General features: G+C 64.1%; 11 protein-coding genes. All 11 read right to left on the reverse strand.

What is annotated here, in order from left to right:
• The 11 genes from M2282_RS15720 to M2282_RS15770 all read right to left on the reverse strand — a co-directional run bounded on the left by M2282_RS15720 (position 1) and on the right by M2282_RS15770 (position 13,629).
• The gene (locus M2282_RS15720) at positions 1-1,551 is read right to left on the reverse strand and encodes a SpoVR family protein (RefSeq protein WP_280809723.1); all 1,551 of its coding nucleotides are present in this window, start codon (positions 1,549-1,551) and stop codon (positions 1-3) included.
• Positions 1,548-2,840, reverse strand: a complete 1,293-nt coding sequence (locus M2282_RS15725; RefSeq protein WP_280809724.1) for a YeaH/YhbH family protein — start codon at positions 2,838-2,840, stop codon at positions 1,548-1,550. Before M2282_RS15725 ends, M2282_RS15720 begins: the two co-directional genes overlap by 4 nt.
• Before the next feature lie 49 nt (positions 2,841-2,889).
• The gene (locus M2282_RS15730; protein ID WP_206178159.1) at positions 2,890-4,812 is read right to left on the reverse strand and encodes a PrkA family serine protein kinase; all 1,923 of its coding nucleotides are present in this window, start codon (positions 4,810-4,812) and stop codon (positions 2,890-2,892) included.
• A 720-nt stretch (positions 4,813-5,532) separates the two neighbouring features.
• Positions 5,533-6,672: a molecular chaperone DnaJ gene (gene dnaJ / locus M2282_RS15735; RefSeq protein WP_280809725.1), complete on the reverse strand. Its 1,140-nt coding sequence runs from the start codon at positions 6,670-6,672 to the stop codon at positions 5,533-5,535.
• A 108-nt stretch (positions 6,673-6,780) separates the two neighbouring features.
• Positions 6,781-8,721 carry a molecular chaperone DnaK gene (gene dnaK, locus M2282_RS15740; protein ID WP_280809726.1) on the reverse strand — a complete coding sequence of 647 codons (1,941 nt, stop codon included), beginning with the start codon at positions 8,719-8,721 and terminating at the stop codon, positions 6,781-6,783.
• Positions 8,722-8,832: 111 nt separating this feature from the next.
• Positions 8,833-9,399: a nucleotide exchange factor GrpE gene (gene grpE, locus M2282_RS15745; RefSeq protein WP_280809727.1), complete on the reverse strand. Its 567-nt coding sequence runs from the start codon at positions 9,397-9,399 to the stop codon at positions 8,833-8,835.
• A 156-nt stretch (positions 9,400-9,555) separates the two neighbouring features.
• Positions 9,556-9,906: an FKBP-type peptidyl-prolyl cis-trans isomerase gene (locus M2282_RS15750; protein WP_280809728.1), complete on the reverse strand. Its 351-nt coding sequence runs from the start codon at positions 9,904-9,906 to the stop codon at positions 9,556-9,558.
• Positions 9,907-9,985: 79 nt separating this feature from the next.
• On the reverse strand, positions 9,986-10,402 hold the full coding sequence (locus M2282_RS15755; RefSeq protein ID WP_280809729.1) for a winged helix-turn-helix transcriptional regulator: 417 nt from the start codon (positions 10,400-10,402) through the stop codon (positions 9,986-9,988).
• Positions 10,403-10,581: 179 nt separating this feature from the next.
• A complete protein-coding gene (gene asd, locus M2282_RS15760; protein ID WP_041942837.1) occupies positions 10,582-11,433 on the reverse strand; it encodes an archaetidylserine decarboxylase in 852 nt (283 codons plus the stop codon).
• A 91-nt stretch (positions 11,434-11,524) separates the two neighbouring features.
• Positions 11,525-12,517: a Bug family tripartite tricarboxylate transporter substrate binding protein gene (locus tag M2282_RS15765; protein WP_280809730.1), complete on the reverse strand. Its 993-nt coding sequence runs from the start codon at positions 12,515-12,517 to the stop codon at positions 11,525-11,527.
• A gap of 47 nt (positions 12,518-12,564) precedes the next feature.
• Positions 12,565-13,629: a lactonase family protein gene (locus M2282_RS15770; RefSeq protein WP_280809731.1), complete on the reverse strand. Its 1,065-nt coding sequence runs from the start codon at positions 13,627-13,629 to the stop codon at positions 12,565-12,567.
• Between the last annotated feature and the right edge of the window lie 6 nt (positions 13,630-13,635).

Genomic DNA, 13,635 nt, shown 5'->3' on the forward strand with positions numbered 1-13,635 from the left:
CTAGTACATCTGCTTGGGCGCCGCGGCCTTCCAGCTGCGGCTGATGCGCCCCGCGCTGTCGATGCTTTCCAGATGCACGTCGAAGCCCCAGAGCCGCGCGACGTGCTTGAGCACTTCTTCCGCCCCGTCGTGCAGCGGCAGGTTGTTGCGCTGTGTATGCCGCAGCGTGAGCGAGCGGTCGCCGCGCGTGGCCACGCTCCACACCTGGATGTCGGGCTCGCGGCTGCTGATGTCGTACTGGCGTGACAGCGATTCGCGCAGCGACTGGTAGCCGCTGTCGTCGTGGATGGCGGACACCTCGAGTTCGGCCTCGCTCTGGTAGTCGCGGATCGCGAACAGGCGAAAGTCGCGCATCGTCTTCGGGCTCAGGAACTGGCCGACGAAGCTCTCGTCCTTGAAGTTGCGCATCGCGTAGTCCAGCGTCTTCACCCAGTCGGTGCCCGCGAAATCGGGGAGCCAGCGGCGGTCTTCCTCGGTGGGGTTCTCGCAGACGCGCCGCAGGTCGGTGAACATCTTGAAGCCCAGCGCATAAGGATTGATGCCGCTGTACGCCCGGTGGCCCACCGGCGGCTGGAAGATCACGCCCGTGTGCGAGCTGAGCCATTCCATCATGAAGCCGTCGGCCAGCTGGCCGCGCTCGTACATCGTGTTGAGCAGCGTGTAGTGCCAGAAAGTGGCCCAGCCTTCGTTCATCACCTGCGTCTGGCGCTGCGGATAGAAGTACTGCGCGATCTTGCGCACGATGCGCACCACCTCGCGCTGCCAGGGTTCGAGCAGCGCCGCATTCTTCTCGATGAAGTACAGCAGGTTCTCCTGCGGCTCCGAGGGAAAGCGCCGCGAGGCATCGGACTCGGCCGCCTGCTCCGCGCGCTTGGGCAGCGTGCGCCAGAGATCGTTCACTTGCTGCTGCATGTGGCGTTCGCGGTCGGCGCGCTGGGCGCTCTCTTGTGCCAGCGAGCGCTTCTGCGGACGGCGATAGCGGTCGACGCCGTAGTTCATCAGCGCGTGGCAGGAGTCGAGCAGTTCCTCGACCGCGTCGAGGCCATGCCGCTCCTCGCACTCGGCGATGTAGTGGCGCGCGTAGACGAGGTAGTCGATGATCGACGACGCGTCGGTCCACATCCGGAACAGGTAGTTGCCCTTGAAGAAGCTGTTGTGACCGTAGGCCGCATGCGCAATCACCAGGGCCTGCATGGCCATGGTGTTTTCTTCCATCAGGTAGGCGATGCACGGATCGGAGTTGATGACGATCTCGTAGGCCAGGCCCATGTGGCCGCGCTTGTAGTTCTTCTCGGTCGCGATGAACTGTTTGCCGTACGACCAGTGGCGGTAGATCATCGGCATGCCCACGCTGGCGTAGGCGTCCATCATCTGCTCGGCGGTGATCACCTCGAGCTGGTTGGGGTAGGTGTCCAGGCCGAAGCCCTTGGCCGTCTTGGCGATCTCTGCGTGATAGGTCGCGATCAGCTCGAAAGTCCAGTCCGAGGGACTGGGCAGGCGCTCCAGCTTCAGGTCCGAAGGAGGGCTGTCGGTGGCGGCGGTGGTGTTCATGTGGTGACCCCTTCCTTCTTGAACAGGTCGCGGAACACGGGATAGATGTCCTGGGCGTCGGAGACCTTGCGCATCGCGAAGTTGGGCTGCACGCCTTCGAGCTGCGCGTATTCCTGCCACAGGTTCTGCTCGGTCTCGGCCACCTGCACGTAGGCGTAGTAGCGCACCACCGGCAGGATGTCGTTGACCAGCAGCTCGCGGCAGCGGCCGCTGTCCTGGTGCCAGTTGTCGCCGTCGCTGGCCTGCGCGCCGTAGACGTTCCATTCGCCGCTCGGGTAGCGCGCCTTGATGATCTCGTCCATCAGCACCAGCGCGCTCGAGACCACGGTGCCGCCGGTCTCGGTCGCGTGGAAGAACTCTTCCTCGGTCACTTCCTGCGCCTGCGTGTGGTGGCGCAGGAACACGAGGTCGATCGTCTCGTAGTGCCGCGTGAGGAACATGTAGAGCAGCATGAAGAAGCGCTTGGCCATGTCCTTGCGCGCCTCGTCCATCGAGCCCGACACATCCATGAGACAGAACATCACCGCCTTGGCGCTCGGCACAGGCGTCTTCACGCGGTTGCGGTAGCGCAGGTCGATGGGGTCGATGTAGGGCACGTGCCGCATGGTGCGGCGCAGTTCTGCGATGAGCTCCTCGGTCTCGCGGATCTCCTTCTCGATCAGCGCTGTCGTGGCCTGCGGATGCGCCTTCAGGTGCAGCAGGTGCGCCTCGAGGCGCTTGAGCTCCTTGCGCGGCTCGCCGCCCAGCGCGATGCGGCGCGCGAGCGCCCCGCGCATCGAGCGCACAACGTGCAGGTTGTTGGGCGAGCCGTCGCTCGTGAAGCCGGCACGGTGGCTCTTCCACTCGGGCACGTCGGCGATCTGCGTGCGGATGAGGTGCGGCAGCGCAAGGTCGTCGAAGAAGACGCGCATGAATTCCTCGCGCGTGAGGCGGAAGACGAAGTCGTCCTCGCCCTCGCCGCCATCGCCGGCCTCGCCGCTGCCTGAGCCACCGCCGCCCTGGCCGTCGGGGCGGGCGATGCGGTCGCCCTTCAGGTACTCCTGGTTGCCCGGATGCACGTACTCGCGGTCGCCGCCGCGGGCATGGCCGAACACAGGTTCGGACACATCGTGGCGCGGCAGGGTCACGTCTTCGCCTTGCTCCAGTTCGCGGATGTTGCGGCCGCTCACGGCGCGCCGCACCGCTTCCTGGATCTGCCCCTTGTAGCGCCGAAGAAAGCGCTCGCGGTTGCCAATGGACTTGTTCTTGCCCGATAGCCGGCGGTCGATGATCTGCTGCAGGATGGCCACGATGGTGTCAAAGCTCCTTGCAAAGAAGAGAACGAATGAAGGCTCGTCGTTATGAACTCTTGCGCACGCGCAGGTACCACTCGCACAGCAGGCGGACCTGCTTGGCCGTGTAGCCCTTCTCGACCATGCGCGTGACGAAGTCTTCGTGCTTCTTCTGCTCGTCGGCACTGCTCTTGGTGTTGAAGCTGATCACCGGCAAGAGCTCTTCGGTGTTGGAGAACATCTTCTTCTCGATCACCGCGCGCAGCTTTTCGTAGCTGGTCCACGCCGGGTTGCGCCCCGCGTTGCCGGCCCGTGCGCGCAGCACGAAGTTGACGATCTCGTTGCGGAAGTCCTTCGGGTTGCCGATGCCGGCGGGGCGCTCGATCTTCTCGAGCTCGCCGTTGAGCGAGGCGCGGTCGAACACCTCGCCGGTGTCCACGTCGCGGAACTCCTGGTCCTGGATCCAGTAGTCGGCGTAGGTGACGTAGCGGTCGAAGATGTTCTGGCCGTACTCGCTGTAGCTCTCCAGGTACGCGGTCTGGATTTCCTTGCCGATGAACTCGGCATAGCGCGGCGCCAGCAGTTCCTTGATGTAGCTGATGTACTTCTGCTCGACCTCGGGCGCGAACTGCTCGCGCTCGATCTGCTGCTCGAGCACGTACATCAGGTGCACCGGGTTGGCGGCGACCTCGGAGCTGTCGAAGTTGAAGACCTTGGAGATGATCTTGAAGGCGAAGCGGGTGGAGACGCCGCTCATGCCTTCGTCGACGCCCGCGTAGTCGCGGTACTCCTGGATCGACTTGGCCTTGGGGTCGGTGTCCTTGAGGTTCTCGCCGTCGTACACCTGCATCTTGCTGAAGGTGCTCGAGTTCTCGGGCTCCTTCAGGCGCGTGAGCACCGAGAGCTGCGCCATCATGCGCAAGGTGCCGGGCGCGCAGGGCGCCTGCGCCAGAGACGAGTTGCGCACCAGCTTCTCGTAGATCTTGATTTCTTCCGAGGCGCGCAGGCAGTAGGGCACCTTGACGATGTAGATCCGGTCGAGGAAAGCCTCGTTGTTCTTGTTGTTGCGGAAGGCCTTCCACTCGCTCTCGTTGCTGTGCGCGAGCACGATGCCGTCGAACGGAATGGCGCCGAAGCCCTCGGTGCCCTTGAAGTTGCTCTCCTGCGTGGCCGTGAGCAGCGGATGCAGCACCTTGATGGGCGCCTTGAACATTTCCACGAACTCCAGCAGCCCCTGGTTGGCCAGGCAGAGCCCCCCGGAGTAGGCGTAGGCGTCCGGGTCGTCCTGGGCGTAGGTCTCCAGCTTGCGGATGTCGACCTTGCCGACCAGCGAGGAGATGTCCTGGTTGTTCTCGTCGCCCGGCTCGGTCTTGGCGACCGCGATCTGCCGCAGCACCGAGGGGAAGCGCTTGACCACCTTGAACTGGCGGATGTCGCCGCCGTATTCCTCCAGGCGCTTGACGGCCCAGGGGGAAAGAATCCGATTCAGGTAGCGGCGCGGAATGCCGTATTCCTTTTCAAGGATCTCGCCGTCTTCCAGGGTGTCGAAGAGCCCCAGGGGCGATTCGTTCACCGGCGAGCCATGGATCGCGTAGAAGGGAACGTGCTCCATGAGCTGCTTCAGGCGCTCCGCAATCGAACTCTTGCCGCCGCCGACAGGCCCCAGGAGGTAAAGGATTTGTTTCTTTTCCTCCAGCCCCTGGGCGGCGTGGCGGAAATAGGACACCACCTGCTCGATGGCGTCCTCCATGCCGTAGAACTCCTTGAACGCCGGATAGATCTTGATGACCTTGTTGGCGAAGATGCGGGAAAGTCGGGGGTCGTTGCGCGTGTCGACCAGTTCGGGCTCGCCAATGGCCTTGAGCATGCGCTCGGAGGCGGTGGCGTAGGCGGTGGAGTCTCGCTTGCAGATATCGAGATATTCCTGCAGGGAGATGACCTCCTCGCGGGTGCGCTCGTAGCGGGCGGCAAAGTTGCTGATCACGTCCATGGTCACGCCTCCATCAGGTCAATGGGGCTTTTGGCCCCGAGGCCTGCAGCAAAGGCAGTGCGCGCATTGAAAGGTGCCCGCCCCCACTGCATGCGGTGAAAAAACTCTCTACAACATTCTGCTAACAATCAGGATAAAGCAAACATTCAAAGCGGCAAATCTTTTATTTATTGGGGACCCCACTCCTGAGTAAAGTTCCAAAAAAATACAAACTAGTTTTCAAAATCTCAGATAAATTAAAAGGCTCGCTTGCGTAATTCTCTCCGGGTGAAATGCCTATATCGAACGACATTGGTGTTTTCCCGAGAACACAACTCCTATTGAGCGCAGTAGCTCAATAAAAAATGCGCCCTCCTGCAATAACGCGCGATCCATCGTTTGGTTTATTGCACATCCAAAAAATATCTAAAAGCAATCCTCGCGCCACTTTTTCATGAGCGGCTGGCGCATGCCCACGTGGGAAAGCAGCGCAGCGCCCGGTCGGCGCGTACCGTCACGGTGCGGCGGGCACCGGCTCTGTGCTCTACGGCGCTTGCAAGCCACTGGATGCACCGGCTTGGCAAAAGCGGGGCCGGCGGCGCCAGGAAAGACGCCAGGACAGCAACTGCAGACGAACAAAAGCCTCGAGGCCCTGCAGCAATCGGTGCTCGCAGAGGCTCGAGGCCTGATCGTTCCCGCACGCCCTTGGTGCCGGGCGGGATCGTGCCTTTCTCTCTCAGATCAGCTGAAAAATTCCTTGGCCTTGTCGAGCCAGCCCTTGTCGGTGGGGCTGTGCTTGTCGCCGCCCTTCTTGAGCGACTCGTCCAGTTCCTTCAGCAGCTTGCGCTGGTGCTCGGTGAGTTTCACCGGCGTCTCGACACGCACGTGGCAGTACAGGTCGCCCGGATAGCTCGAACGCACGCCCTTGATGCCCTTGCCGCGCAGGCGGAACTGCTTGCCGCTCTGCGTGCCGTCGGGAATGTCGATGGCTGCCGCGCCCTTGAGCGTGGGCACGTTGATCTCGCCGCCGAGCGCCGCCGTGGTCACGCTGACCGGCACCACGCAGTGCAGGTCGTCGCCGTCGCGTTCGAAGAGCTCGTGCTTCTTCAGGCGGATCTCGATGTACAGGTCGCCAGGAGGCCCGCCGTTGGTGCCCGGCTCGCCGTTGCCGGTGCTGCGGATGCGCATGCCGTCGTCGATGCCGGCCGGGATCTTCACCTCGAGCGTCTTGTTGTTCTTGATCTTGCCCTGGCCATGACACACCGTGCAGGGTTCGGGAATGATCTTGCCGCTGCCGTGGCAGGTGGGGCAGGTCTGCTGCACGCTGAAGAAGCCCTGGCGCATCTGCACCGCGCCCGCGCCGTGGCAGGTGGTGCAGGTGATCGGCTTGGTGCCGGGCTTGGCGCCCGAGCCCTTGCAGGTGTCGCAGTTGTCCCAGCTGGGAATGCGGATCTGGGCTTCCTTGCCCTCGGCCGCTTCCTCGAGCGTGACTTCCATCGCGTAGCTCAGGTCGCTGCCGCGGAACACCTGGCGCCCGCCGCTCTGGCGGCCGCCGCGCGCGCCGCCGAACACGTCGCCGAAGATGTCGCCGAAGGCTTCCGCGAAGCCACCGAAGCCTTCCGCGCCCGGACCGCCGCGCATGTTGGGGTCGACGCCGGCGTGGCCGTACTGGTCGTAGGCCGCGCGCTTCTGGCCGTCCGACAGCATTTCGTAGGCCTCCTTCACCTCTTTGAACTTAGCCTCGGCGTCCTTGCTGGTGTCGCCGTGGTTGCGGTCGGGGTGGTGCTTCATCGCAAGCTTGCGATAAGCCTTCTTGATTTCGTCCTCGTTCGCATTCTTGGGAACGCCGAGGGTTTCGTAGTAGTCGCGTTTGGTGGCCATGGCAGGTCGATCAGGGGGCTCGGGAGACGGCGGGAACTCGGGTGACTTGAAGCGAGAAAGGCTGGAGCACCCCGTGGGGCGATCCAGCCTTGGTCAAGGGGCTGTGGATCAGCCCTTCTTGACTTCCTTGACTTCGGCGTCGACCACGTTGTCGTCGGCCTGTGCGTGCGCAGCAGCTTCCGCGCCAGCCGGACCGCTGGCGGCCGAGGCGCTGGCCGCAGCCGCTTGCGACTCGGCATACATCTTCTCGCCGAGCTTCTGGCTGGCGGTCATCAGCGTGTTGGTCTTTTCCTCGATCACGGCCTTGTCTTCACCCTTGAGGGCTTCCTCGACGTCCTTGATCGCGGCTTCGATCGCTTCCTTCTCGGCAGCCTCGAGGCTTGCGCCATGCTCGCCCAGCGACTTCTTCACGCTGTGCACCATGGCTTCGCCCTGGTTGCGGGCCTGCACGATTTCGAGCTTCTTCTTGTCGTCTTCGGCGTTGAGCTCGGCATCCTTCACCATCTTCTGGATCTCGTCTTCGCTCAAGCCCGAGTTCGCCTTGATGGTGATCTTGTTTTCCTTGCCGGTGCCCTTGTCCTTCGCGCCGACGTGCAGGATGCCGTTGGCGTCGATGTCGAAGCTCACCTCGATCTGCGGCGTGCCGCGCGATGCCGGCGGAATGCCTTCCAGGTTGAACTCGCCGAGCGCCTTGTTGCCCGAGGCGATTTCACGCTCGCCCTGGAACACCTTGATGGTCACGGCCGGCTGGTTGTCTTCGGCCGTCGAGAAGGTCTGCGCGAACTTCGTCGGGATCGTGGTGTTCTTCGTGATCATCTTGGTCATCACGCCGCCCATGGTCTCGATGCCCAGCGACAGCGGGGTCACGTCGAGCAGCAGCACGTCCTTGCGGTCGCCCGAGAGCACCTGGCCTTGAATGGCGGCGCCGACAGCCACGGCCTCGTCGGGGTTCACGTCCTTGCGCGGTTCCTTGCCGAAGAAGGCCTTTACCTTTTCCTGCACCTTGGGCATGCGGGTCATGCCGCCGACCAGGATCACGTCGTTGATGTCGCTGACGCTGATGCCGGCATCCTTGATGGCCAGGCGGCAGGGCGCAATGGTGCGCTCGACCAGCTCGTCGACCAGGCTCTCCAGCTTGGCGCGGGTGAGCTTGATGTTCAGGTGCTTCGGACCCGAGGCATCGGCCGTGATGTAGGGCAGGTTGATGTCGGTCTGCGCGCTGTTCGACAGCTCGATCTTGGCCTTTTCAGCGGCTTCCTTCAGGCGCTGCAGTGCCAGCACGTCCTTGCTCAGGTCGACGCCCTGTTCCTTTTTGAACTCGGCAATGATGTAGTCGATGATGCGCTGGTCGAAGTCTTCGCCGCCGAGGAAGGTGTCGCCGTTGGTCGACAGCACTTCGAACTGCTTCTCGCCGTCGACGTCCGCGATTTCGATGATCGACACGTCGAAGGTGCCGCCGCCCAGGTCATACACGGCGATCTTGCGGTCGGCCTTGTCCTGCTTGTCGAGGCCGAAGGCCAAGGCCGCAGCGGTGGGCTCGTTGATGATGCGCTTGACGTCCAGGCCCGCGATGCGGCCGGCGTCCTTGGTGGCCTGGCGCTGGGCGTCGTTGAAGTAGGCCGGCACCGTGATCACGGCTTCGGTGATGGTTTCGCCGAGATAGTCTTCGGCGGTCTTCTTCATCTTGCGCAGGATGTCGGCGCTGACCTGCTGCGGCGCCATCTTCTTGCCGCGCACTTCGACCCATGCGTCGCCGTTGTCGGCCTTGGCGATGGTGTAGGGCATCAGGTCGATGTCCTTCTGCACTTCCTTTTCCTCGAACTTGCGGCCGATCAGACGCTTGATCGCGTACAGCGTGTTCTTGGGGTTGGTCACGGCCTGGCGCTTGGCCGAGGCACCGACCAGGACTTCACCGTCCTCCTGGTACGCAACGATCGACGGCGTGGTGCGCGCACCTTCCGAGTTCTCGATCACACGCGTGGTGTTGCCTTCCATGATCGACACGCACGAGTTGGTGGTGCCGAGGTCGATACCGATGATCTTTGCCATGTTCTTTACTCCTGAAGCCTGAAAAATATGTTGTTATGAACTTGTGGATAACCCAGCTCGATTCAAGGGACGGAGCGGGGATTTCCTGTGGGAATCTTGTGTGTCGACGGATTACTTCGGTGCGCTGACCGTGACCAGCGCCGGGCGCAGCACGCGCTCGTTGATGGTGTAGCCCTTCTGGAGCACGCTCACCACGGTGTTGGGTTCCTGCTCGGGCGCGGGCACCACCGAGATCGCCTGGTGCTGGTGCGGATCGAACTTGGTGCCGGCGGCCGGGGCCACTTCGATCACCTTGTTGCGCTCGAGCGCACTCTTCAACTGACGCAGCGTGGCTTCGGCGCCTTCGCGGATCTGCTCGGGGGTGGCGTCCTTGATGGCGAGGCCGGCTTCGAGGCTGTCGGTCACCGGCAGCAGGCTTTCGGCAAAGGCCTCGACCGCGAACTTGCGGGCCTTGGTGATTTCGTCGTCGGCGCGGCGGCGGGCGTTTTGAACGTCGGCCTGGGCGCGCAGGTATTGGTCGGCCAGTTCGGCGTTCTTGGCCTGCAGCGTGGCGAGCTCGCCTTGGGCGGCCACCAGCGCATCGGCTTCGTTGGCGGCCTGCGCGGCCTCCAGTTCTTCGGGACTGGGCTCGCCTTGCAGCATTTGCGAATTCTGTGCGGATTGTTGCGGGTCAGACATTTTTCAAAGAACGGCGTGCGCCGGAAAACAAACGATAGCCAGCCACTTGGGGCTGGCCCGGGGCATTTCAAGCGAAAAAATGAGGAAAAAGGGGCCGTCGAGGCATGAAAAAGGCCCGAAATCGGGCCTGTGTGCCAAGTCTTGGCCAGCGAGCGATCAGTGCGCGTCGAGCAGTTCGACGTCGAACTTGAGGGTCGCGTTGGGGGGAATCACGCCACCGGCGCCGCGGGCGCCATAGCCCAGCGATGCGGGGATGATCAGCGTGCGCTTGCCGCCGATCTTCATGCCGGCCACGCCTTCGTCCCAGCCCTTGATGACCTGGCCGGCGCCCAGCGAGAACGCGAAAGCGTCGTTGCGGTCGCGGCTCGAATCGAACTTGGCGCCTTGCACGCCGTCGTTGTAGAGCCAGCCGGTGTAGTGCACATGCACGTGCTGGCCAGCCTTGGCTTCGGCGCCGGTGCCGACTTCGGTGTCTTCGTATTGGAGGCCGGAGGGGGTGGTAGGCATGGGAAAACGCTCCTTGCGTCGATGAGTGGTAAATCGGATCGAAGGCGCGAAGTTTACCGATGCCGGACGGGCCGCCGGTTCAGCCGGTCGTATCGGCGGGCGGCGCAGGGGGTGTGGCAGGCGGCGAGGAGGGGGCTGGAGGCGCGACGGGCGCCGCTGGCGCAGTGGCCGCGGGTGCCGCCGGGGCTGCGGCTTTCTTCAACTGGCCCAGCTGCCATTTGCCGGCAAAGGCCTGCAGGTCCGACAGGCGCTTGAGCAGGTCCTGCCCGCTGAGCGTGAGGCAATAACCGTCGCTGCCGTGGCTCACGATGCCGGCCTCGCGCAGTTCCTTGATGCGGGTGTTCAGGGTGTTGGGAGTGATGCCGCCCACGCTGTCCTGCAGCAGGCGGAAGGTCTGGGCATGGCCGTCGCGCAGGGCCCAGAGCACACGCAGCGCATAGCGGGCTTCGAGCAATGCGAGCAACTGGCTGACGGCTGCGTTTTCCTTGGTACTCATCGACATCATCTCCTCGAAGCTGGGCGGGCTGCGGGCCTGTGGCTGGCCGATGCCGCGCGCTCTTGTTTGTGATTGGTTATGGACCGTCCTGCGGGACGGCGACTATAGCGCAAACGATGACGATGCTACTAGTTTTATAGCTGTAAGGGTAAGCTGCATGCGGGTTGTGAGACAAAGCCTCACAAATTGGTGTAGTCGGCCATGGCTTCGCCCAGGCGGATCGCGCGGGTGGGCGACCAGTCGGGGTTGAACGCCAATGCAGGCGCCGGGAACAGCATGACGACGGTGGAGCCGAGCAAGAAACGGCCCATCTCGTCGCCCTTCTTGATGTCGATCTGCTGGTCGTTGTAGTGCCACTCGCGCAGCTCGCCGACGCGCGGCGGATTCACCACGCCATGCCACACGGTCGCCATGCTGCCGACGATGGTGGCGCCCACGAGCACCAGCACGAAGGGGCCGCGCGCCGACTCGAAGACGCAGACCACGCGTTCGTTGCGCGCAAAGAGGCCCGGCACGCCGCGCGCGGTGGTCGGGTTGACCGAGAACAGGTCGCCCGGCACATGGATCATGCGCACCAGGCGGCCGTCGCAGGGCATGTGGATGCGGTGGTAGTCCTTGGGGCTCAGGTACAGCGTGGCGAAGCTGCCGTGCGCGAACTTCGCGGCCAGCGCCGCGTCGCCGCCGACCAGCGCGGTGGTCGTGTAGTTGTGGCCCTTGGCCTGGAAGATCTGGTCGCCCTCGATCGCGCCGAACTGGCTGATGGCACCGTCCACGGGGCTGACCAGGTCGGCCTGCGCGAGCGGGCGCATGCCCGGCTTGAGGGCGCGCGTGAAGAACTGGTTAAAGCTTTTGTAGTGCTCGATGTCCGACTCGAGCGCCTCGCCCATGTCGACGCCGTACTTGGCGACGAAGCGGCGAATGATCCACGTCGTGACCGCACCGCGTTCCTTTCCCGCGACCCAGCCGGCGAAATTGGTCAGGGCCTGCTTGGGGAACAGGTATTGGGGCAGAACTGCTGAGCGGTCGGACACGTGTGGAGAGCTTCGGATGCGGATCGGAAAGGCATTCTATAAAGCGCTTTCGCCCGAAGGTGTAGGAAGCTTCCCTTGGGACGACGCCGGATCAATCCGCCTTGATGCCCGCAGCCTTGATCACGCCCGCCCACTTCTCGACTTCCGCCTTCTGGAACGCCGCGATCTGTGCGGTCGACAGGTCGGCCGGCTCCATGCCGAAGCCCTTGAGCTTGTCCTGCATCTCCGGCGTCGAGAGGATCTTGCGGATCTCGGTGTGCAGCCGGTCGACGACAGGCGCCGGCGTGCCCGCGGGCACGAAGATCGCCTGCCACGACACCACCTCGAAATCCTTCAGCCCCTGCACGCCCGATTCGGCCACCGTCGGCACGTCGGGCATCGAGGCCAGGCGCTTGGACGAGGTGACGGCGATGGCGCGCAGCTTGCCGCTCTGGATGTGCGGACCCGCGACCACGGTCGTGTCGAACATCATGTCGACCTGGCCGCCGATCACGTCCTGGATCGCCGGGCCGCTGCCCTTGTACGGAATGTGCGTGAACTTCACGCCCGACTTGAAGGCCAGCAGCTCCAGCGCCAGGTGCTGCGAAGTGCCTGTGCCGGCCGAGGCCGACGAGAGCCCGCCCGACTTCGACTTGCTCGCCTCCAGCACGTCCTTGAGCGTCTTGTAGGGGCTTGCCTGGTTCACCACCAGCACCACCGGGTTGGTGCCGATCAGCGTGACCGGCGCGAACGACTTCTGCGGGTCGTAGCCGATCTTGGGGTACAGGCTCACATTGATCGCGTGCGAGCTGATCGTGCCGCCCACCAGCGTGAAGCCGTCGGGCGCCGCGCGCGCGCCCACTTCCGAGCCCACGCTGCCGCCCGCGCCGCCCTTGTTGTCGATGATCACGCTCGTGCCCAGCACGGTGCCCAGCTTCTGCCCGATCAGCCGGGCCAGCACGTCGGTGGTGCCGCCTGCCGGAAAGGGCACGAGGTAGGTGATGGCCTTGCCCGTCGGCCAGTTGTTGCTGCTCTGCGCGAACGCGGGCAGGGCCGTGGCCAGCGAAGAGGCGAGGGCGGTTCGAATCAGTGTGCGGCGTTGCATGTCGTTGTCTCCAGTGTGTTGATGGGCGATGGGCGGACTTCAGCCGTTCAGGGCAGGTCCACGATCTCGATCCAGTTCGGGTTCTTGCCCACGGCCAGGCGCTCGGGCTTGCCGAGTGCGCCGGTCGCGGCGTCGATGGCGTAGAGCGAAATGCTGTGCGACTCCTGGCCCGCCGCGATCAGGTAGCGGCCGCTCGGATCGATCGCGAAGCCGCGCGGCGTTTTCTCGGTTGGCGTCTGGCCCAGCGGCTGCAGCTGGCCGGTGGTCGCATCGACCTTGAACGCCGACAGCGTGCTCGACGTGCGCTCCGACGCATACAGGTAGCGCCCGTCCGGCGTCAGGTGCAGGTCGGCGGCCCAGGGCTTGCCGCTGAAGCCTGCGGGCAGCGTGGTCGTGCTCTGTTCCAGCTTCAGCGTGCCGCGCGTGGCATCCCATGCGAACACGTGCAATGCGGCATCGAGTTCGTCGAGCAGGTAGACGTGGCGCTGTGCCTTGTCCCAGACGAAGTGGCGAGGCCCGGCTTTGGCGGCGGTGGTCGTCAGCGCCGGATCGTTCGGCGTCAGCTGGCCCTTCTCGGCATCGAAGCGCCAGCTCGAGACGTTGTCGCCGCCCAGGCTGGTCGCGAGCACAAAGCGATTGCTTGCGTCCGCATGGATCGCATGCGCGTTGGGACCGGTCTGCACCAGTTGCTGGATGGCACCCACCGTGCCGTCCTTGCCGATGGCATTCACCGAGATCTTTCCGCCCTGGTAGGAGGCCGCGAAGAGCCACTTGCCGCTCGCGTCGATGTCGATGTTGGCCATGCTGTCGGCCAGCGGCGCCTCGCCGAGTTTCTGCAGCTTGCCGGTGGCGGCGTCGATCGACATCGTCGCCACGCGGAAGGGCTGCGAGCGCAGCGCGGCGTACAGCAGGCGCTTGTCGTGGCTCATCACCATCGGCATCACGGTGCCGCCGACGGCGAGCGTCTGCACCGGCGTGAGCGTGCCCTTGTCGCGGTCCAGCGAGAGCACCGAGATTTCCTGGCTGTCCGCGTTCGACACATACACCCAGGTGGCGGCAGAGGCGTGGCCGGCAACGGCCAGCCACAGCAGCGATGAGATGGTTTTTTTCATGGGCCG

It is taken from the genome of Variovorax boronicumulans (assembly GCF_029892485.1).
Taxonomy (GTDB): Bacteria; Pseudomonadota; Gammaproteobacteria; order Burkholderiales; family Burkholderiaceae_C; genus Variovorax; species Variovorax boronicumulans_B.